The sequence below is a fragment of the Xanthomonas hortorum pv. pelargonii genome (assembly GCF_024499015.1).
GTDB classification, from domain to species: Bacteria; Pseudomonadota; Gammaproteobacteria; order Xanthomonadales; family Xanthomonadaceae; genus Xanthomonas; species Xanthomonas hortorum_B.
The window spans coordinates 814,666-835,986 of sequence record NZ_CP098604.1; the positions used below are offsets into that span (position 1 = coordinate 814,666).

The 21,321-nt window shown below is 64.7% G+C and carries 12 protein-coding genes and 1 pseudogene; 5 read left to right on the top strand and 8 right to left on the bottom strand.

Annotation, left to right across the window (positions count from 1 at the left end; all coding sequences use genetic code 11):
* The first annotated feature begins 129 nt into the window (after window positions 1-129).
* Entirely contained in the window at window positions 130-1,632 is a 1,503-nt protein-coding gene (locus NDY25_RS03605; protein ID WP_168958316.1) for a tetratricopeptide repeat-containing sulfotransferase family protein, read from the top strand.
* Window positions 1,633-1,644: 12 nt separating this feature from the next.
* Here the strand turns inward: NDY25_RS03605 and NDY25_RS03610 are convergent, their stop codons facing one another.
* The 7 genes from NDY25_RS03610 to NDY25_RS03640 form a co-directional block, all read right to left on the bottom strand.
* On the bottom strand, window positions 1,645-2,928 hold the full coding sequence (locus NDY25_RS03610) for an aspartyl/asparaginyl beta-hydroxylase domain-containing protein (RefSeq protein ID WP_168958315.1): 1,284 nt from the start codon (window positions 2,926-2,928) through the stop codon (window positions 1,645-1,647).
* A gap of 169 nt (window positions 2,929-3,097) precedes the next feature.
* Window positions 3,098-4,063, bottom strand: a complete 966-nt coding sequence (locus tag NDY25_RS03615) for a cation diffusion facilitator family transporter (RefSeq protein WP_168958314.1) — start codon at window positions 4,061-4,063, stop codon at window positions 3,098-3,100.
* 798 nt (window positions 4,064-4,861) lie between these two features.
* The gene (gene mmsB, locus NDY25_RS03620; protein WP_168958385.1) at window positions 4,862-5,764 is read right to left on the bottom strand and encodes a 3-hydroxyisobutyrate dehydrogenase; all 903 of its coding nucleotides are present in this window, start codon (window positions 5,762-5,764) and stop codon (window positions 4,862-4,864) included.
* A gap of 156 nt (window positions 5,765-5,920) precedes the next feature.
* The gene (locus NDY25_RS03625; protein ID WP_180336550.1) at window positions 5,921-7,123 is read right to left on the bottom strand and encodes an enoyl-CoA hydratase/isomerase family protein; all 1,203 of its coding nucleotides are present in this window, start codon (window positions 7,121-7,123) and stop codon (window positions 5,921-5,923) included.
* On the bottom strand, window positions 7,108-7,905 hold the full coding sequence (locus NDY25_RS03630) for an enoyl-CoA hydratase (protein WP_168958312.1): 798 nt from the start codon (window positions 7,903-7,905) through the stop codon (window positions 7,108-7,110). Before NDY25_RS03630 ends, NDY25_RS03625 begins: the two co-directional genes overlap by 16 nt.
* A complete protein-coding gene (locus NDY25_RS03635; protein ID WP_168958311.1) occupies window positions 7,902-9,083 on the bottom strand; it encodes an acyl-CoA dehydrogenase family protein in 1,182 nt (393 codons plus the stop codon). Before NDY25_RS03635 ends, NDY25_RS03630 begins: the two co-directional genes overlap by 4 nt.
* 10 nt (window positions 9,084-9,093) lie before the next feature.
* A complete protein-coding gene (locus NDY25_RS03640; RefSeq protein WP_168958310.1) occupies window positions 9,094-10,599 on the bottom strand; it encodes a CoA-acylating methylmalonate-semialdehyde dehydrogenase in 1,506 nt (501 codons plus the stop codon).
* Between the two features lie 124 nt (window positions 10,600-10,723).
* Here NDY25_RS03640 and NDY25_RS03645 point away from each other — a divergent pair, with 124 nt between their 5' ends.
* The 4 genes from NDY25_RS03645 to galA all read left to right on the top strand — a co-directional run bounded on the left by NDY25_RS03645 (window position 10,724) and on the right by galA (window position 19,107).
* Entirely contained in the window at window positions 10,724-12,109 is a 1,386-nt protein-coding gene (locus tag NDY25_RS03645; protein WP_168958309.1) for a helix-turn-helix domain-containing protein, read from the top strand.
* A gap of 375 nt (window positions 12,110-12,484) precedes the next feature.
* Entirely contained in the window at window positions 12,485-15,172 is a 2,688-nt protein-coding gene (locus tag NDY25_RS03650) for a TonB-dependent receptor (protein WP_256627775.1), read from the top strand.
* A 159-nt stretch (window positions 15,173-15,331) separates the two neighbouring features.
* Window positions 15,332-16,543, top strand: coding sequence for a glycoside hydrolase family 53 protein (locus tag NDY25_RS03655; RefSeq protein WP_168958307.1), 1,212 nt, complete (start codon window positions 15,332-15,334; stop codon window positions 16,541-16,543).
* A complete protein-coding gene (galA, locus tag NDY25_RS03660; protein WP_168958306.1) occupies window positions 16,540-19,107 on the top strand; it encodes a beta-galactosidase GalA in 2,568 nt (855 codons plus the stop codon). Before NDY25_RS03655 ends, galA begins: the two co-directional genes overlap by 4 nt.
* A gap of 259 nt (window positions 19,108-19,366) precedes the next feature.
* Here galA and NDY25_RS03665 read toward each other — a convergent pair.
* Window positions 19,367-21,293: pseudogene (locus NDY25_RS03665) on the bottom strand (alpha-L-fucosidase).
* Window positions 21,294-21,321: the final 28 nt, after the last annotated feature.

Below are 21,321 nucleotides of genomic sequence, written 5' to 3' on the forward strand. Positions count from 1 at the left end.
GCATACAAGGCAACCGGACGGCGGTGGAGAGACAGGCCGGCACTGTTTTGCCTGGCATCGATTGAACAGGCTGCGAGCGCCATCTAAGCTGCGGGTCTGAACTGACGCACCGCCGCCCGGGAATACGCCTTGAACATGTCGTTGCAGCAGGCCGCACAACTACTGCAGCAGGGCCAGTTGCAGCAGGCGATCGTGGCGTATCAGCGCGTGCTGCAGACACAGCCGCGCTCGGCCGATGCCTGGTACAACCTGGGATACTTGTTGCGCCGGACCGGCAACGCCTCCGGTGCGCTGGACGCTTATGCGCAGGCATTGCTCTGTGGCGCGACATCGCCCGAGCAGATCCACCTCAATCGCGCCGCACTTTACAGCGACCATCTCCATCAGGAGGCGGCGGCGTTGCGCGAACTCGACCTGGCGCTGCGCTGCCGGCCCGACTACGCTCCGGCGCTGCTCAATCTGGGCAATCTGCACGAGGAACTGGGCGCACGCGATCAGGCGATTACAGCCTATTGCCGACTTGTCGCTCTTGTCGATACCGACGCCGCTACGCACGCGCTGCAACTGCAAGCCACTGCACGCCTGCTGCATCTGGAGCCGCCTACCCACGCCGAGGACGTTCGCCTGCTCACCCTCGGGCAGGCAGTCTCGGCACCCAACCAGGATCCGGAGCTTGTCGCCAGCTTGCTGCATGCGCTGGCCCACGCCTACGACCGTCTCGGTCTGCACGCACGCGCATTCGACGCAGCAAGCGCTGGCAATCGTCATGCTCATGCACAGGCAAGGCGCTACGACCCGCTCCGGACACAACAGCATTTCGACCACATCGCGAAGGTATTTGCCGCAGCCGGTGACGCGACCACCCCGCTGCCGCAGGTTGCTGAGCACGACACGGTGTCTCCGATATTTATCTGCGGCATGTTCCGCTCCGGCTCCACCTTGATCGAACAGGCCTTATCGCGCCATCCCTGCATTGCTGCGGGCGGTGAACTGGATGCGCTGCCACGGCTGGTTGCACAGTCGCTGTCGCCGTTTCCGCAAGCCGCACATGCGCTGCCCGCTCAAACCCTGGCGCAGTTGGCAACACGCTATCGGCAACGTGTGGCAGCTGCCGTTCCCGAGCAGGCACGCCTGCGCTATATCACCGACAAGCGACCGGATAATTTCCAGCTGATCGGTTTGATCAAGCAGCTGTTTCCTGCCGCCAGGATCGTGCACACGCGTCGCCATCCACTGGACAACGGGCTGTCGATCTTTATGCAGCAGCTCAATCCGCACGGGTTTGGCTATGCGGGTCGGCTGGAGAATATCGGCCATTTCTATGCGCACTATCAACGGTTGATGGAGCACTGGCTGTCGCTGTATCCAGACAGCATCCACACCTTCGACTATGACGCATTCGTCGCCGCGCCAGAACCGACCTTGCGCGCATTGCTGGACTTTCTGCAGTTGCCGTGGGAACCGGACTGCCTGGACTTTCACCTTGCAGGTGGCGCAGTGAGAACCGCCAGCTACTGGCAGGTGCGTCGCCCCTTGCATGCGGATGCGTCTGGACGCTGGCGACACTACGCTGCGCAACTTTCTCCTTTGCGCGCCGCGCTTGCCCAAGCCGGCATGACGCTTGCCGATTGAACCTAGCTGTCTTCAACCAGCGCGGTGGCGCGCGATGGCGGTCTCCATGGCATTGACCATGCTGCGCTCTTCCTGGGTCAGCAGCGGGTTCCAGATATCGAAGATCAGTACCACGCGCACCCGAGAACTCTCGTTGCGCGCCTCATGCTCGATCGAGTCGTCGAACACCAGCACCTTGCCGACCTCCCAGCGCCGCCAGTCATAACCCACGCGAAAACTGCAGCCCTCCGGCACGATCAACGGCAGATGCGCCATCAGACGCGCATTGGTTTCGCCATGGTGCGGCGGAATGACGGTCTGCGGCGCCAGCACCGAAAACATCGCGTTGGGACACACGCCGTCGATCTGCGCGGCGTCGACCAATGACAATGCGGCTGCAGTGGCGGGACACCGCACGAGATGCTCCTGCACCGGCTTGCCATGGGCCCAGAGCGGATAGGAACTCCACGCAGGCGAATGATTGAGGTCTTTCCATTGATTGACCGGCTGATCAGGCGCGTAGGCGATATAAGGGGCGAATCCGCGTTGATCGTCGTGCATCACCGCATGCAACTCCTGTGCGATTGCGTCGGTCTGGTCCTGCACCACATCGATCCACGGTAAGGCTTCCGTTGCATGAAACGGCAAGGCCGGCAATCGCGGCACATACAGGCGGTTGGATTGGGAATGGAAGGGGCGACTGCGCCCGCAGGCGATCGCTGCGGCCTCGTCCCAGCGTCCCTGTAGCGCTGCATCCACCGCTGCACTTGGGCTCGCAAGCAAGGTCCGCAACTGCGTTTCCAGTTCCAGCGTGTCCTGTTCCACCGCTTGCTTGGCAAGGGCTAGCTTGCGACGTAACACCGCCGGCCATTGCGGTTCTGGCGGTGCCACTTTCAAAGCATCGCGATAGACCGCGGCGGCTGCACGTGGGCGACCGCGCGCTTCCAAAAACGCCGCCTTGGCCAGCAGGCCGGGCAGGAAGTAGGCATCCAGCGCCAAGGCGGTACTGATGGCCTGCCACTCGCCATCCAGGTCGCCCTGCGCCTGCTTCACCACCGCAATGGTCAGCACGATCATCGGGTCGCCTGGGCTGCTTGCGCGTGCGCCGCTCAGATACTCCAACGCTGCCGTTGTGTCGCCCCGCTGATAGGCGTGCACGCCCAGGCTATACAAGGCTTGCGGATGCGCAGGCGCCAGTTGACGCACCTGTGCCCATAACTGCTCGGCCTGTTGCCATTGCCCCGCCGACGCCGCTGCACCTGCCTCGGCGATCAGCGCGGCGATCTGTTCGTTGGTCTGTTCGATCTGTACCGCCATGACACCCGCAGCCTGTCAGCCTTCCCCGGCTCGATCATACGGCTTGAGCGGCATCGCAACAGCCAGGCTGCTACGTAGCACGTTGCCTGTGCGCGACCTGCACACGCTGCTGTGAGCGACGACCTGCCAGCGGCACCGCTTCAGGATGCTTATGCCCCGCAACAACGCATCAGTGCGAGTGGCCGCTGTGAGAGTGCGCGTGCCCCTGGTGTTCGTGCTCCGCAGCCTCTTTCGACGCGCTTGGCGTCCCGCACGGCTCGGTGCCGCAGTCGCCGCTTTCCACCTGCAGAGTGACGTGAGTGATCTCGAAGCGCTCGTGCAGGAGTTCACCGAGCGCCTCGCGCAGGCGGTCGCGGTCGGTGGTTTCGCTGACCACCACGTGTGCAGTGAGTGCGGGAGTGCTGGAGGCCAGCGCCCAGACGTGCAGGTCGTGGACATCTTCGACGCCGGGATAACTGCTCAGCGCTTGCTGTACCTGGGGCAGATCGATGCCTTTCGGCACGCCTTCCAGCAATACATTGATCGCTTCGCGCAGCAGCACCCAGGTGCGCGGCAGCACCCACAGGCCGATCAGCACGGCCAGCACCGGGTCGATCCACTGCCAGCCGGTCCAGCGGATCAGCAGCGCGCCGATGATCACCGCCACCGAGCCGAGCATGTCGCTCCAGACTTCCAGATAGGCACCCTTGACGTTGAGGCTCTCGCCGCTGCCGGCGTGCAGCAGCTTCATCGCGATCAGATTGATCACCAGGCCGAAGCCGGCGATCAGCAGCATGCCGCTGGAGGAAATATCCTGCGGTGCGCGGAAGCGTTGCGCGGCTTCCCACAGGATGTAGGCGCCGACTGCGAACAACAGCGCGCCATTGGCCAGCGCACCGAGCGCCTCCAGACGCACATAGCCATAGGTGCGACGCGCGTCGGCAGGGCGTCGGCTCAACCGCACCGCGACCAGCGCGATCATCAGGCCGACGGTGTCTGTGGCCATATGCGCGGCGTCGGACAGCAGCGCCAGGCTGTTGGTGATGAACGCGCCGATGACCTCCGCCAACAGGAAGGTGGCGGTCAGTGCGAGCGCCCACCACAACGGCTTCTCGTGGCGGATCTCGCTAGGTGCGTGGTTGTGGTCGTGTCCCATGGATGCGGTGGCCTCGTGCGATCCGCGCACCTTAGGCGCACGCGATGGCGGAGACTATTACACCTGGGCGTGATGACATCACATCACGTGGGCGCGGTGATGTGCCTTATTGCCCACAGGCCGGGTGGCAACTTGGAGCGGCTAACAAAAGTTCTCGAACGCCGCAGCGATGGCGGCAACGTGCTGGCCACACTGCCTTCGTTGGTGAGTGGAGTGATGTCGGCAGTGGCAGTGACATTGCTCGGATCGAGAGGAGCCGATCAGACCGCACATCATCGGACGGCCGCACTGCTTGCCCTGCTTGCAACCATGCACACCGACACTCTCGACTGGTCCTTGCCCGCTCACCGTCGCGGGACCTTACGCGGCATGGATGCCGCGTAAGAGCTTACATGGACGTACTTGCAGCGTGTCCCGCGATGGTGGGCGGGCAAGGGCCCTGCAGACAAGCCACAGATCAGCCGCTCTGCCTTACGGCGTGTCCCGCGACGCTGGGCGGGCAAGGGCCTCGCAGCCAAGCCACAGATCAGCCGCTCTGCCTTGCGGCGTGTCCCGCGATGATGGCCGGGCAAGGGCCTCGCAGCCAAGCCACAGATCAGCCGCTCTGCCTTTCGGCGTGTACCGCGATGGTGGCCGGGCAAGGGCCTCGCAGCCAAGCCGCAAATCATCCGCTCTGCACCCGACGCATACCCGTTCAATCACCTATCAAAACGGATGCGAGTTACATCAAGACGGATGCGAGTTACAACGCCGGCGACGCCCACCTGGTGGTGGGCGTAGTAGCTCTATTAGCCACTCTCAAACCTTGGCCACCAGCTTGATCACGCTGGAAAAATCCAGCGCACCGTTACCGGCCTGGCTGTTCATCGCGTAAAGATTGCGCGCCAGCTCGCCGAGCGGAATCGACACGCCCGCCTGCACTGCGGATTCGGCGACCAACCCCAGATCCTTGAGCATCAGGTCGTTACCGAAACCGCCGCTGTAGCCGCGCGAAGCCGGTGCGTTGGGCAACACGCCCGGCCAGGGATTGCAGACTTCGGTGGCCCAGCTGCGCCCGGTGCTGACCGCCATCATCTGCGACAGCACCGCCGGGTCCAGCCCTTGCGCGACACCGAGCGCAAGTGCCTCGCCGGTGGCCGCCATGATCACGCCCAGCGCCATGTTGTTGCACAGTTTGGCGACCTGGCCGGCGCCGCTGTCGCCAACGTGGAAGATGTTCTTGCCCATTGCCTGCAGCACTGGGCGGGCGCGCTCAAGCGTCTCGGCTGCACCGCCGACGATGAAGGTCAGCGTGCCGGCCGCCGCGCCCGCGGTACCGCCAGAAACCGGCGCGTCCAGCATCGCCAGGCCACGCGCCTGCGCTGCGGCGGCGACCTTGCGCGCGGTGACCGGTGCGATAGTGCTGCAGTCGATCACCAAGGCACCTTCGGGAATTTGCGCCAGAATGCCGGCCTCCCCGAAGTACAGTCCTTCGACATGGCGACTGGCCGGCAGCATCGAGATCACGATCTCGGCATCGGCCAAGGTGTCGTGCGCCGAGCCGGCGGCATGCGCGCCGGCTGCGGCGGCGGCGTCCAGTGCGGCGGGCACCAGATCGAAGACGCGTAGCTGGTGCCCGGCCTTGATCAGGTTGGCAGCCATCGGCCCGCCCATATTGCCCAGGCCGATAAAGGCGATCTTGCTCATGGTGTCGGTTTCCAGGTTAGAACGATCATCAATAGTTAGTGCGGTCATGGATTGGCGGCTGGATCGCAAGGCGGCTGTCGCAAACTTCAGGCTTGCCGGTGCCAATGCGAACCTTGCGATTCCCCCGCCGCGTGCGCGTTGCGCTAGCCATCAACCGCATTTGCCAGCCACTCAGCGTTCACCGACTTCACGTACAGCAAGATCGGCAAGCGGGTGCTCTGCGGCTGGCCAGGGCGATTGAAAGAATGCAGCAGCCCACTGCGTATCCGCTTCTTCCAGCGAGGCCGGTTGCCATTGCGGCTGGCGGTCCTTGTCGATCAGCAGCGCGCGGATGCCTTCGGCAAAGTCGCCATGTGCGGCGACATGGAGCGCCGCCACGTATTCGGTGCGGAAGGTGTCGGCCAGGGTGCTTGTAGCCGGATGACGTTGCAGCTCCCAGGCCAGTCGCGCGGAACTGGGCGCGCCAGCTGCGAGCGTTGCGCGTGCGGCTTGCAGCCAGGCGTCTTCGCTTTGCAGTGCCAGGATCGTAGCGACCACCTCTTCCAGCGTGTCGCCCGCCACCAGTTGTTTGATCAAGGCCGCATGCACTTGCAAGGGGCCGGGCTCCAGAGCTTGCGCAATGCCGTGCAAAAACGCACTGAGTTGGCCGCGGTCGTCCGGCACATTGCCCGTCCAGGCGTGCGCGCTCAAAGCATCCAGCACGGCGGCATATTGCGCATGTTCCAGACGCACATCCGCCAGACCCGCGTAGATGGCGTCGCTGGCATTGAGCGGTGCGCCGGTCAATGCGAGAAACAGGCCGGCGCCGTGCGGCACGCGGCGCAACAACCAACTGCCACCGACATCGGGAAACAAGCCGACGCTGATCTCCGGCATCGCCAGACGCGAGCGCTCGGTGACCACGCGATGGCTGGCGCCGGACATCAGGCCGATGCCGCCGCCCATGACGATACCGTGGCCCCAACACAGCAGCGGCTTGGGATAGGTATGGATGCGATGATCGAGCCGATATTCTTCTTCGAAGAACGCAGCGGCGTGCGCATTGCCTTGCGGTTGCCCGATGCGTTCCTGCGCATCCGGCACCGCATCGCGATGCGCGCGCATGCTCTGATACAGACCATGCAGATCACCGCCAGCGCAAAACGCTTTCTCGCCGACGCCACGCAACACCACACAGGCGATCTGCGCATCGTCGGCCCAGAGGCGCAGCTGCGCATCCAGCAGGCGCGTCATCTGCAACGACAAGCCATTGAGCGTCTTGGGCGAATTCAGGGTGGCGATGCCGATGCGATGCCCGTCCGCGCAATCGCGTTGCTCGAACAGCACCGGTGCCTCTTCAGTTGCGTTGACATCCACCATCAGCCATTGCTCCACTGCGGCGTGCGCTTCTCGAGGAATGCCGCGACGCCCTCGGCCTGATCGGCTTGCTCGAACAGGTCGACAAAGGCCTCGCGCTCGGCAACCAAGGCCGCAGCGTGCGTGCCATGGCGGGTGGATTGCACCAGGCGTTTGCAGGCCGCCACGCTCACCGGGCTCTGCTTGCCGGCACGCTGCGCCCATGCAACTGCCAGCGCGCGCGATTCGCCCTTGCCCACCACCTCTTCCACCAGGCCAATTCGGTGCGCGGTGGCGGCATCGATACGCTCGCCCAGCAGGATCATGCGCTTGGCCCAGCCCTCGCCGACCAGGCGCGGCAGGTTCTGGGTGCCACCCGCGCACGGCAGCAAACCGACGCTGGCTTCCGGCAGCGCCAGATGTGCCTGCTGCTCGGCAATGCGCAGGTCGCAGGCCAGCGCGCATTCCAGGCCGCCGCCCATGGCATAGCCGTTGATGGCGGCAATCGACACGCCACGGAAGGCGCTCAAGGCCTCGAACGCTTCGCCGAAGCGACGCGCGGCCTCGCGTGCAGCGGCCTTGTCGCCATCGGCAAACTGCTTGAGGTCGGCGCCGGCACTGAAGAACTTCTCGCCCTCGCCAGTGATCACCAAGGCGTAGATGCTGCGGTCGGCATCCAGCGCGTGTACCAGATCGCGTAGGGCTGCAAGGCTGTGCACGGTCCAGGTATTGGCCGGCGGGTTGCTCAACGTGACGATGGCCACATGCCCATCGCGCTCGACCTGCAGCCCGCTATGCACGCGTCCTTCCCAAGCACTCATCGCAGCTCCTCCTCGCCGTTGAGCAGATGGCGCGCGATGATCATGCGCATCACCTCGTTGGTGCCTTCCAGAATGCGATGCACGCGGCTGTCGCGCAGCAAGCGCTCGATCGGGTACTCGCGGATATAGCCGTAGCCACCGTGGATCTGCAAGGCGTCGTCGCAGATCGCAAAGCCGGCATCGGTGGCAAAGCGCTTGGCCATCGCGCACCACACGGTGGCATCGTGACTGCCGGCATCGAGCTTGCGCGCCGCGGTGTGCACCATCTGCCGCGCTGCCACCAACTGCGTGGCCATATCGGCCAGCTTGAACTGCAGTGCCTGGAAATCGGCCAGTTTCTTGCCGAACTGACGGCGCTCGCCCATGTAGCGCCGCGCCGCGTCCAGTGCGCCTTGCGCCGCACCCAGCGAACACGCCGCGATATTGATGCGGCCACCGTCGAGCGCCTTCATCGCCATCTTGAAGCCCTCGCCTTCCTTGCCAAGCAGATTGTCGGCTGGGATGCGCACGTTCTCGAAGCTCACACCGCGCGTGGGCTGGCTGTTCCAACCCATCTTCTCTTCCTTGCGGCCGTAGCCGATGCCCGGCGCATCGGCAGGCACCACGAAGGCACTGATGCCGCGAGCGCCGTCTTCGCCGGTGCGGGCCATCACCACCAGCACATCGGTGGCACCGGCGCCGGAAATGAAGGCCTTGCTGCCGTTGAGCACGTAGCTGTCGCCGTCGCGCTGTGCGCGTGTCTTGAGCGATGCCGCATCCGAGCCGGCACCAGGCTCGGTCAGGCAATACGAGCCCAGCTTGGTACCGCTGGTCATCGCCTCGCCCCACTGCGCGCGCACCGTGTCGTTGCCGTAACTGGCGATCAACCAGGTGGCCATGTTGTGGATACTGATGAAGGCCGAGGTGGACGGATCGACCGTGGCGAGTTCTTCGAACACCACAGCCGCATCGAGCCGGCGCATGCCCAGGCCGCCCACGCCTTCATCGGTATAAAGCCCGCAAAATCCCAGCTCCGCCGCCTTGGCGATCGCCTCGCGCGGAAAGTAGCTTTCCGCATCCCAGCGCGCGGCGTGCGGTGCGAGCTCCTTGTCGGCGAAGTCGCGCGCGGCGGCGCGGAAGGCCTCCTGCTCGTCGTTCAAATCGGCCGCGTTGGGGTGTAGCTGGATGGCTGCATTCATGGCGATCGGATCACTTGAGAGAGATGGTGGTATTGACGCCATGGCCCAGCGTCTGGTCGTCGAACCAGCGCGCGGTGACGGTTTTGGTCTGGGTGTAGAACATCACCACCTGCTTGCCGTACGGGCCCAGGTCGCCGAGCTTGGAGGCACGCGAGCCGGTGAACGAGAACAGCGGCACCGGCACCGGAATCGGCACATTGATGCCGACCTGGCCCACGTCGATGTCTTCCTGGAAACGGCGCGCGGCAGCACCGGACTGAGTGAACAACGCGGTGCCGTTGCCGTTGGGATTGGCGTTGACCAGCGCAATCGCGTCGTCCAGCGTGTCTGCGCCCAGGATCACCAGCACGGGGCCGAAGATTTCTTCGTCGTAGATGCGCATGCCCGGCGTGACGCCGGAGAAGATCGTCGGGCCGACGAAATTGCCTTGTTCGAACCCAGGTACGGTCGGCGCTCGACCATCCAGTTCCAGCGTGGCGCCCTGCTCCACACCGGAGGCGATCAGGCTCTCCACACGCTCGCGTGCGGCGCAGGAAATCAGCGGGCCCACGTCGGTGCCCTGCGCATTGCCCGCACCCAGCTTCAAGGCCTTGGCCTTGGCAACCAGCGCCGGAATCCATTGCTGCGCCTCGCCCACCAGCACCAGGGTGGATGCCGCCATGCAACGCTGGCCCGCGGCACCAAAAGCGGCACCAACCATCGCGTTGAGGGTCTGTTCCTGATTGGCGTCCGGCAGCACCACGGCGTGATTCTTGGCGCCCATCATGCATTGCACGCGCTTGCCGGCCAGCGATGCGCGCCGGTAGACGTGCGTGCCCACCTTGGTCGAGCCGACGAACGACAGCGCCTTGATCTCGGGGTGGTCGCACAGCGCGTTGACCACCTCTTCGCCGCCGTGCACCACGTTGAGCACGCCCTTGGGAATGCCGGCTTTCAGCGCAAGCTCCACCAGCCGCATGGTCACCATCGGATCCTGCTCGGAGGGCTTGAGCACGAAGGTGTTGCCGGTGGCGATGGCCATCGGAAACATCCACAGCGGAATCATCGCCGGGAAGTTGAACGGGGTGATGCCGGCGCACACGCCCAGCGGCTGCAACAGGCTGTAGGTGTCCACGCCGTTGGCGACGTTGTTGGCCAGCTCGCCCAGCTGCAGATTGCCGATCGCCGCGGCGTGCTCCACCACCTCCAGCCCGCGGAACACATCGCCTTCGGCATCGGCCAGGGTCTTGCCCTGCTCGGCGCTCAGCAGCGCGGCCAGCTCGGGCATGTGTTCGCGGATCAGTTGCTGGTATTTGAGGAAGACACGCGCGCGGGTGCCGATGGGCGTCTTGCGCCAGCTGACAAAGGCACGGCTGGCGGCGGCCACTGCGGCGTCGACTTCGGCCGTGGTGGCGAACGGCACCTGCGCCAGCACCGACTGGTCGGCCGGGTTGACCACGTCCTGCCAGTGCGAACTGTCGGAAACCACAAATTCGCCATCGATCAATAGGGACACGCGGGGGACGGATTCGCTCATTGCAGGTTCGCTCGCAGAAGGGTCGATGCAGATGCTTCGCATTGTTCGCACCCCTCGCTGGCATTCCCAGCCGCCAATTGCTTAATCGCGCTAAGCTGGCGGCATAATTTTGCGAATCTTGCGAATGCCACACACGCAGCCACCTCTGCGCCACCAGCTCGGCCTGCGCCTGCAGCGGCTGCGCCAGCGCCACGGCCTGACCCAGGCCGAACTGGCGCGCCGGCTGGCGTTGTCGCCGAGCTATCTCAACCAGATCGAGCGCAACCAGCGCCCGTTGACGCTGGCGATCCAGCAGCGGCTCAAGGCCACCCTGGGCGACCTCGAAGGCCTGCTGGACCTGGACGACCCCGCCGCGCTGGTGGAACCCTTGGACGAATCGCTGCGCAGCCTGGGCCACAGCCTGTCGGCCGCCGAGCTGCGCGTGCTCACCGGTAATCTGCCGCAGGTGGCGCAGGCACTGCTGGATCTGCACCGCGCCCATCGGCATCTGCTCGAGCGCAATGCCGCACTGGAACTGCAGATCGGTGCCGACCACGCCGCACTGCCCTCGCTGTCGCCCGGCGAGCAGGTGCGCGATTACTTCAATCGCGCGCACAACTACCTGCCCGAACTGGATGAGCGCGCCGAAGCGCTGTATGCCGAACTCGGGCTGACCCCGGACAACCTTGCGCTGCGGCTGCGCCAACGCCTGGCCGATCGCCATGGCTTATTGGTGCAGGACGCCACCGACCTGCTCAGCGACAAACGCAGCGTGGATACGCAGGCGCGCGTGCTGTGGCTGCCTGCGCATCTGCGCCCCGGCCAGCAGGCCTTCCAGATGGCGGCGCAGTTGGCGTTGCTGGAGTGTGCGCCGCTGCTGGAGGCGCGCATTGCCGATGCCGGATTCGAAGATGCCGAGCGCATCGCGTTGTCGCGCATCGGTTTGTCGAACTATTTCGCCGGCGCCCTGGTGATGCCGTATGGCGAATTTCTGTACAGCGCGCAGGCCTGCCGCTACGACATCGAATGGCTGGCCGATCGTTTCGATGTGGGCTTCGAGGCAGTCTGCCACCGGCTCAGCACCTTGCAACGGCGCGGTGCGGCCGGCTTGCCGATCTTCTTCATGCGGGTGGACCGCGCCGGCAATGTGTCCAAGCGCCACTCGGCCACCGATTTCCACTTCTCGCATGTCGGCGGCGCCTGCCCGCTGTGGATCGTCTACGAAGCCTTCAATCAGCCCGACCGCATCCTGACCCAGATCGCGCGCATGCCCGATGGCCGCCGCTATTTCTGGCTTGCGCGCCAGGTCAGCAGCGGCGCGCCCGGTTACGGCCGCCCGCGCAAGACCTTTGCATTGGCGATGGGCTGCGACCTGCGCCATGCCGATCAACTGGTGTATGCGCGCGGCTGGGACCTGGATGCGGTGGACGATGCGGTGCCGATCGGCCCGGGCTGCCTGACCTGCGAGCGCAGCGACTGCGTGCAGCGTGCCTTCCCGGCATTGCCTCGATTGCCTGCCAGCACGCGCTAGGCAGCAGACAAGGCTGCGCATGCGCTCCAGTGCAACCTTTGGTGGCCGTGTCGCCACTTACGCCGCAACTGTGACGGGCCATTCGCTATCGCTGCACTGCAGCATTCCAACGTGAGATAGCTCACGCAAAATGCTTCATTGGAATGGAATGGCTTGCGCTTCTACCCTGAAGCGGACACATGCAGGACAGGGGGACGCCAACGCGATCGCTCGATGATCGTTAAAGCGTCGCGCAAACGAACCGTGCTTCACACCGCAGTACCGCACCACCTCAGTCATGCCCGCGCGGATGCGCCAGAAGCGCCCCTGCGCCAGACGGCCGCAGCAACGGCCACCATCTCCATTCGGTAACTTTATCCTGGGAGGGATCAAACGATGCCCGTTCACCACACCGGCCACTCGGCCAGCCGGCGCCTGCGCCGCACCCCTGCGCGCGACGTCCTCTGCACCACCATCGCCTTCGTTCTGGCCAGCGCGTTCAGTGCGCACGCTCAGGACAGCGCGCCTGCGCCTGCCGCAGCGCCGGCCAGCGACAGCGCCGCCGCGCCGCCACCGGTCACGCTCGACAACATCACCGTGATCGGCCAGCGCGCCAGCCTGAATCAGGCCGTGCAGGCCAAGCAGATGTCCGATCACGTCATGGAAGTGATCTCCGCCGACAACATGGGCCAGATGCCCAATGTCACCGTGGCCGAAGCGCTGGTGCGCCTGCCCGGCGTCAACGGCACCCGCGACCGCGGCAACGAGAGCCTGGCCACCGTGCGCGGCCTGGGCCCGCGCATGACCATGGGCACCGTCAACGGGCGCGAGATCGCCTCGTCCGAGCCTAACCGCGCGGTGCGTTGGGAAGTGTTCCCCACCGAGATCGTCTCCACCGTCAAGGTCTACAAGACCCAGTCGGCGGATCTGGTGGCCGGTGGCCTTGCCGCAACGGTGGACATCTCCACCATCAGCCCGCTGGACTACACCGGCCCGGGCTTCGTCGGCACCGCCGGCCCGGTGTTCTACGACCACGCCAAGGACGTGGACGGCTACACCCCGTGGGGCAACCGCTTCGGCGCCAGCTGGGTGCACAAGATCAACGACAACCTGGCGGTTGCGCTGGGCGCCACCTATCAGAAGCAGAAGAACTCCAACTCCTCGATCGGCAGCTGGGGCTACACCGATGCCACCACCTCGCGCGATGTGGATGGTGACGGCACCGTGGATCCCACGCCATTCGGCGCGGCCGACCAGCTCAAGCTGACCGACCAGACCCGCACCGGTGCAATGGGCACGGTGCAATGGCGCTCGGGCAACTTCGAGTTGAAGTTCGACGGCCTGTATTCGCGGATCGAAATCGACGAAGACCAGTTGCAGAACTGGTTCAACGGGCTGGCTTTCAGCACCTTTTCGACCGGTGCCAATCCGTACACCACGCCTGGCTCGTCCTACACCATCGTCGATGGCGATGTGGTCGCCGGTACGCTGGCCAATTCGAACCTGCAGGTCGACCATGTGGTCAGCCACTACAACGAGGTCAAGACGCTCACCGCCGGCGGCTTGAACGCCAAGTGGAACGGCGATGTGTGGACGCTGGGCAGCGACCTGTCGTTCTCGCAGGCCAAGCGCGACAACACCTGGCAGGCGGTGCGCTTCGGCAGCAATCCGGACACTGTCTCGTTCGATTTCCGCCGTAGCGTCACCCCCACCATCAGCACCAGCTCGGACACGCCCGAATACGGCATCGCCGGCCAGACCGAGCCGCAGGCGCTGCGCGACAAGATCGCCGCGCTCGCGCTCAACGCCAGCCGCGCGGTCGATGCAGCGGCCTTCACCTCGCTGGAATTCGGCGTACGCGCCGCGCGTCGCGAAAAGCAGAACCGCCGCTTCATCAGCAATCAATCCGGCTACGACCAACCGATTTCTGCGTATCAGGGCCTGATCTATCCGGTGACCATGCCGGACTTGAACGTGCCCACGCTGACCGGCGGCAACATGGCTGCCATCGCCGAGATCGGCTTCGGCGGCTTCGATCCGAGCACGCTCGACGAACAACTGCTCGACCACTGGAACGTCAAGGAAGACGTGCGCGAAGCCTTCGCCAAAGCGGTGTTCAGCTCGCAGGTGTTCGGCACCGATGTCACCGGCAATATCGGCGTGCGCCTGGTCAACACCAAGACCACCAGCGACGGCTTCGATTCGGTCGGCACCACCGTGCAGGCCAGCACCGACAGTAAGGAATACACCGACGTCTTGCCCAGTGCGACGGTCAACTTCCTGATCGACGATCAGCGCATCCTGCGCTTTGCAGTGGCCAAGGTCATCGCGCGTCCGCCGCTGGACGAGCTGCGCACCGGCCGTCGTCTGGACGACCCCAATGTCACCGTCGGCCAGCTCACCGGCAGCGGCGGCAACCCGCAGCTGGATCCGTTCAAGGCCACCCAGGTCGATGTGTCCTACGAGTGGTACTTCCACAAGGAAGCGCTCGCGGCGATTGCGGTCTACCGCAAGGAAGTGGATTCCAGCATCGGCTACCGCACCGACCGTGAAGTGATCAACGGCCTGGATTACCTGGTCAGCGCACCGTTCAATGGCGGCGGCGGACATATCAACGGTGTGGAGCTCACCTTCCAGACGCCGTTCTACTTCATCCCGCACATGGAAAACTTCGGCGTCTATTCCAACTTCTCGCTGGTCGATTCCAACCTCAAGGAATTCTCGCCGGTCGACAACCCGTTGCCGCTGAGCGGCCTGGCGCGCAAGACTGGCACCTTCGATCTTTGGTACAGCAACGGCAGCTTCGAGGCGCGTGTGGGTTACAAGTACCACAGCCCCTACACCGTGGTGTACGGCTGGAATGCGGCGCGTCTTGCCCGTTTGCAGAGCGAAGGCACGGTGGACTTAAGCCTGAACTGGCAGTACAGCAAGCAGCTCAGCTTCCGCTTCCAGGCCGGCAACCTCACCAACGAACCGCTGCGCGCCTACACCGACAACAAGCCCAATCGTCTGGCCAATCAGGACGACGGCGGCTACCAGGTGTTCGGCCGTCGGTATGCGCTAGAAGCCAGCTACAAGTTCTAAGCGCGGCCGACACCCTTACTGCGTAACCGCTACACAGGTGCGGTGCATGCGCGGAATCGGATCTGTCATCGACGTTCTGATTCCGCGCACACACCACACGACAGCACGGCCCCATGCGGCATGCTGTCAGCCGCTCCACGTTTTCCGTCGAGGAATTGCATGCGCTCTACACGCCGTCTCTGGACGCCCGCGCTACTCGCGCTGGCCATCTCCACCTTCGCACACGCCGCCCCGGCCCCCGCCACGTTGTATCTCGGTGCGGACCTGTCCTACGTCAACGAGATGGAAGAGTGCGGTGTGCAGTACCGCGAGAACGGCGTGGTCAAAGACCCGTTCGAACTCTTCCACGCCCACGGTGCCAATCTGGTACGTGTGCGGCTGTGGAACGACGCACGCTGGACCCGCTACAGCGACCTGTCCGACGTCAAGAAGACCATCGCGCGTGCACGCGCGCAAGGCATGCAGGTCTTGCTGGACCTGCACTACTCCGACGATTGGGCCGATGGCGAAAAACAGCTGATTCCCAAGGCCTGGGCCAGTATCACCGACACCGATGAGCTGGCGCGCACGTTGTATGGCTTCACCTACGACACGCTCAGCGCGCTCGACCGTGCCGGCCTAATGCCGGAACTGGTGCAGGTGGGCAACGAAAGCAATTCCGATCTGATGGACAGCATTCCCTGGGACAAGAAGCGCCCCATCAACTGGCAGCGCAATGCCAAACTGTTCAACGCCGGCATCAAGGCGGTGCGTGACATCAGCGCACGCTCGGCGATCAAGCCACGGGTGATGCTGCATATCGCCCAGCCGGAAAATGTGGAGCCGTGGTTTGCAGCCGCCACCAAGGCCGGCGTTACCGACTACGACCTGATCGGTATCAGCTACTACCGCAAATGGTCGACCCAATCGATGGCCGAGCTGGGCAAGACCATCAAGCGCCTGCGCGGCCGCTTTGATGCCGATGTGGTGGTGGTGGAAACCGCCTACCCGTGGACGCTGGAGTCCGGCGACACCTCGCACAATCTGCTCGGCCAGGACTCGCTGATTCCCGGTTACCCGGCCACACCGCAAGGCCAGTCCAAGTACATGATCGATCTCACCCAGCTGGTGATCGACACCGGCGGCGCCGGCGTGGTGTATTGGGAACCGGCATGGACCAGCAGCAGCTGCAAGACGCGATGGGGCACCGGCTCGTCGTGGGAAAACGCCAGCTTCTTCGATTTCAAGCACGGCAATGAAATGTTGCCGGCGATCGATTTCATGCGCCACCCGTATACGGGCGTGCCTGCATCGCGCAAGCGGGCAACAGGCAACCCTGCTTCGACCAAACAAGACCGAGCTGCCGACGCCAGCAAGAGGACACAGCCATGACCGGCATCAATCGCCGCGAGCTGCTGCGCGGCATGCTGGCAAGCGGAGTAAGCGCCGCTCTCCCCGTCGGCGCAGCCGGTGCGTTAGTGCCCGCCATCGCCGGTGCAGCGCCAGCCGTAGATAAGAACGCCATGCCGCTTGGCGCGCTTGGCGATGCAACGCTGGCACCGCGCGAACGTCTGTTATTCGACTTCGGCTGGCGCTTCCATCTCGGCCATGCCAGCGATGCGTCGCGCGACTTCGAGTTCGGCACCTTCCAGCGCACCTTTGCCAAGGCCGGCAAGGACACCGCCACCGCCGCGCAGCTCGCCTTCGACGACAGTGCCTGGGAACTGCTGGATCTTCCGCACGATTGGGCCGTCACCCTGCCCTTCCGCCAGGAACCGATCTCCGCCACCATCACCGAAGAAGACCCGGCCGCCGCGCACGGCTACAAACCGCTGGGCACAAGCTTTCCGGAACACAGCGTGGGTTGGTATCGCCGCACGCTGCAGATTCCCGCAAGCGATTTAGGCAAGCGCATCAGCCTGGTGTTCGACGGCGTGTTCCGCGACTGCATCGTGTTCTGCAACGGCCACATCGTCGGGCGCAATGCCAGCGGCTATTGCGGCTTCGAGGTCGACCTCAGCGAAGTGCTCGACTACGGCAAGCCCAACCTCATTGCCGTGCGCGTAGATGCCACGCTGGGCGAAGGCTGGTTCTACGAAGGTGCCGGCATCTATCGGCATCTGTGGCTGCAAAAGACCGACTCGCTGCATCTGCCGCAGGACGGCGTGTTCGTGCGCAGCACCGTACAAGGCGACAACGCAACCGCGCAGGTGTCCACCGAAGTCCGCAACGACGGCATCGCCCCGCGCCAGTGCGCCGTGCAAGCACGTGTCACTGCACCGGATGGGCGCGTCGTCGCACAAGCGGTCAGTGCAGCGGTCACCGTTGCACCGGGACAGGTGCAGGTTGTCGAACAAACCGTGCCGCTCGGCCAAGCCGCGCTGTGGTCGATCGAAACTCCGCAGCTCTACAGCCTCACCACCAGCGTGCACAGTGACGGCAACGCGGTCGATGCGCTAGTGACGCCGTTCGGCGTACGCAGCATTGCCTTCGATGCGCAACGCGGCTTTCTCTTGAATGGTGCACCGCTCAAACTGCATGGCACCAACAACCACCAGGATCATGCCGGCGTCGGCACCGCCATCCCGGACAGCCTGCACGAGTGGCGCCTGCGCCAGCTCAAGTCGATGGGCTGCAACGCCTATCGCAGCTCGCACAATCCAGCCACGCCCGAACTGCTCGCGCTATGCGATCGCCTCGGTATGTTCGTCATCGAAGAAACCCGGCGCATGTCCACCGACCCGGAAGCGATGGGCGAACTGGAGACGATGGTAAGGCGCGGGCGCAATCATCCCAGCGTGATCCTGTGGTCGCTCGGCAACGAAGAGCCGCAGCAGGTCACCGAGCGTGGCGCACGGATCGTGAGCCGCATGCAGCAACGCGTGCGTCAACTCGACCCCACCCGCCCCACCACGTTTGCGATGGACAAGGGCTTCGGCGATGGCGTCGGGCAAGTCGTCGATGTGGTGGGCTTCAACTACCGCACCAGCCAGATGGACGGCTTCCACGCGCAATACCCGAACATTCCGATCTACGGCAGCGAAACCGGCAGCACCGTGTCGGTGCGCGGCAACTACCAGCGCGACGATAGCCGCGGCTACACACGCGCCTACGACACCGACCACCCGTGGTGGGCCAGCACTGCCGAAGCCTGGTGGAGCTACGTCGCGCAGCGACCGTACATCGCTGGCGGCTTCATCTGGACCGGCTTCGACTACCGCGGCGAACCCACACCGTATAACCGTTGGCCGAATGTCGCCTCGCAATTCGGCGTGCTCGACAGCTGCGGCTTTCCCAAGGACAACTACTGGTACTACCGCGCGCAATGGACCAGCGAGCCGGTGCTGCACGTGTTCCCGCATTGGAACTGGGACGGCCTGCTGCAGCCCGACGACAAAGGCCGCGTCGCCGTCTGGTGCCATAGCAATCTCGACGCGGTGGAACTGCTGGTCAACGGCGTCAGCCAGGGCCTGCAGCAGGTGCCCGCCTACGGGCATGTGGAATGGCGCGTGGCTTATGCGCCGGGCGTGATCGAAGCGCGCGGCTATCGCGGCGGCAAGCTGGTGCTCACCGAACGTCGCGAGACGGTCGGCAAGCCGGCTGCAATCCGCTTGAGTTGCGATCGCAACGCATTGCGCGCCGATGCCGAAGACGTGGCGGTGGTAAAGGTCGAAATTGTCGATGCACAGGGCCGCGTCGTTCCCACCGCCGATACGCTGGTGCAATTCTCTTTACGCGGCGCAGGCAAACTGATCGGCGTCGGCAACGGCGACCCCAGTAGCCATGAGGACGACAAGGCAGCGCAGCGCAAGGCATTCAATGGGCTGTGTGCGGCGCTGCTGCAAACCACGCGCAAGGCTGGCGACCTTGTGTTGGAGGCCAGTGCGCCTGGGCTGACCTCGGCTACGCTGCGCCTGCAGGCAGACGCCACGAAATCGCGCGCGTCGGTGGTTTGAAGAAGCAGTAGTCGCTGCGCGATGCGATGAGAACTACGGCATTGCCGCGGCCAGCATCGGCCTCGGCAATGCGCTGACGTCAAACCCTAGCCGGGGTCATCCATCGGCACCTTGGCACTGGCTCTGCATCACCGCGTAGATCATCGTCGCCAGTAGATTGCGCAAAGGGCCTCACCTCACGCATCTTCAAACTCGTGACACTGGCACGCCCCAGCGATGCACTCCCGCGCGGCGTATGGCCGCTAAGGAGCGCAAGCGCTCATCGCAAGCGCGAGAACGCGCCGATACCCGCGATCGCCAGGCGCTCGGCGGGCACTGCCGTTTCCGCGAACGACAGCCGCAGGTAGCGGATCTGGCGGACCTCGGGGAAATTCAGGCGCTGGGTCGAGAGCGCATAGGCGATATTGGCCAGCTCACCGGCGCCGGCCGGCTGCCAATGCTGGCCATCGTCGCTGGTTTCGGCGCGATAGCCCTTGGCGGCGCCGCACCGTTCATCACCGTACGCGAGGGCGTGAGGCTGAAACCGGCAACCTGACGCAGCGCACCGAGGTCGATGATCGCCTGCACGGGATGTCCCGGCTTGGGAGCGGGCGTGATCCAGACCGTGCCGGCATCGTCGTCAAGCAATTTTTCTGCCCCTGGCGCGCTCGCCTCGACAATGCGCCAGCCAGCGGTGGACAGCACGTCCGGCGCATTCGCCGTTGGCCGCGCAACCGGCACTGGCGCCACGGCGCGGAACAGCGCGAACTCGCTGATCGCCGGGCACACCGGCGCTTCAAGCACGACCAGGCGCACACGGCGCGCGGCGACCGGACGATCCAACCGCACGATTCGCTGCGCACCGATGCACTGCGCTTCGGCCAGCCGCCGCCATTGTCCATCGATCTCGGCTTCGACCGCGAAGCGGGTGACGCGAACGCCCAGCGGCAGGTATTCGCGCAGCCGGATCAGGTCGAAGCTGTGCACCGCCGACAGCTCCAGCGTCAACGTCGGCGTGGTGACATCGTCCGGCGTGGACCAGTAACTGTCCGGCTGGCGATCGAGCACGCGCGCCGGTTCGAATCCGGCACCGCGCGACGCGCTGGCGCTGGCCTTGGCGCCCTTGGCCAGATCGATGGCGAAGCTGGCGCGGATCGCGTCGCCAAAACTCTGCAGCACCGCTACGTCGTGGTCGGCGATGCGGCCGCGTCGGTCGGGCGGAAGATTGAGATTCATGTTGGTGCCGCGCGCGACGGAGGTGTCGAAATAGCGCACCAGATTCTCCGGGCTGCGCACCTTGCCGTCTTCATCGGCATGGTAGAACCAGCCCGGGCGGATCGAGGTGTTGGTTTCGGCCGGCCACCACAACGCCGCCCCGCGCACGCCGGAATTGCCGTTTTCCTGGGTGTACGGAGCATCGGGCATGGTCGGCCAGGACGGATCGCCTGCGATACCATCCTCGTTGCCGCCCCAGCGGATATCGGCGCCGAGCGGGTCGAAGGTGCAGGCCATCGGCTGGTGCTGATGCACCAGCTCGATCATCCGTGGCCAGTTGTAGTACGCGGGCGCATCGATCTTGCGCGTTTCGCGCGCCCCACCGTAATAACCGTCGCCGCCATTGGCACCGTCGAACCAGAACTCGAACAGGTCGCCATAGCTCGTGCAGAGTTCGACGATCTGCTTGCGGAAATAGTCGACATAGCCGGGCCGGCCGTACTCGGCGTGGTTGCGATCCCAGGGGAGAGGTAGATGCCGAATGCCAGGCCAGCGCGTCGACACGCCGCAGCCATCTCGCCGACGATGTCGCCCTTGCCGTCCTTGTAGGGCGAGTTGCGGATGCAATGCTCGGTCAAGCGCGTGGGCCAGAGGCAGAAGCCATCGTGATGCTTGGCCGTGAAAATAAGCCCTTTCAGATTACCGGCCTTGGCGGCAGCGACAATTTGATCGGCCGAAAAATCGCTGGGATCGAACTTGCGCGGATCCTCGTCGCCGTAGCCCCATTCCTTGTCGGTGAAGGTGTTCATCGCAAAATGCACGAAGGCGTATTGCTCCCACCGATGCCACTGCAGCTGTCGCTTGCTGGGCAGCGCACCCCACGGCGCCGGCCCGCTGGCGCGCGGCGTCTGCGCGATACGCGCCGCCGATGCGCTGTAGCTGGCGGCAGCGGCTACCACACCCGTGGCAAGAAAGGTACGACGGTCGATCATTAGCGCCTCCAACTTTGCACAAGTCCTC

Bases quoted from the DNA above. Each gene is read 5' to 3' on its own strand.
- NDY25_RS03610 (WP_168958315.1), bottom strand. From the start codon at position 2,928: ATGGCGGTACAGATCGAACAGACCAACGAACAGATCGCCGCGCTGATC.
- NDY25_RS03615 (WP_168958314.1), bottom strand. From the start codon at position 4,063: ATGGGACACGACCACAACCACGCACCTAGCGAGATCCGCCACGAGAAG.
- NDY25_RS03630 (WP_168958312.1), bottom strand. From the start codon at position 7,905: ATGAGTGCTTGGGAAGGACGCGTGCATAGCGGGCTGCAGGTCGAGCGC.
- NDY25_RS03635 (WP_168958311.1), bottom strand. From the start codon at position 9,083: ATGAATGCAGCCATCCAGCTACACCCCAACGCGGCCGATTTGAACGAC.
- NDY25_RS03640 (WP_168958310.1), bottom strand. From the start codon at position 10,599: ATGAGCGAATCCGTCCCCCGCGTGTCCCTATTGATCGATGGCGAATTT.
- NDY25_RS03645 (WP_168958309.1), top strand. From the start codon at position 10,724: ATGCCACACACGCAGCCACCTCTGCGCCACCAGCTCGGCCTGCGCCTG.
- NDY25_RS03650 (WP_256627775.1), top strand. From the start codon at position 12,485: ATGCCCGTTCACCACACCGGCCACTCGGCCAGCCGGCGCCTGCGCCGC.
- NDY25_RS03655 (WP_168958307.1), top strand. From the start codon at position 15,332: ATGCGCTCTACACGCCGTCTCTGGACGCCCGCGCTACTCGCGCTGGCC.
- galA (WP_168958306.1), top strand. From the start codon at position 16,540: ATGACCGGCATCAATCGCCGCGAGCTGCTGCGCGGCATGCTGGCAAGC.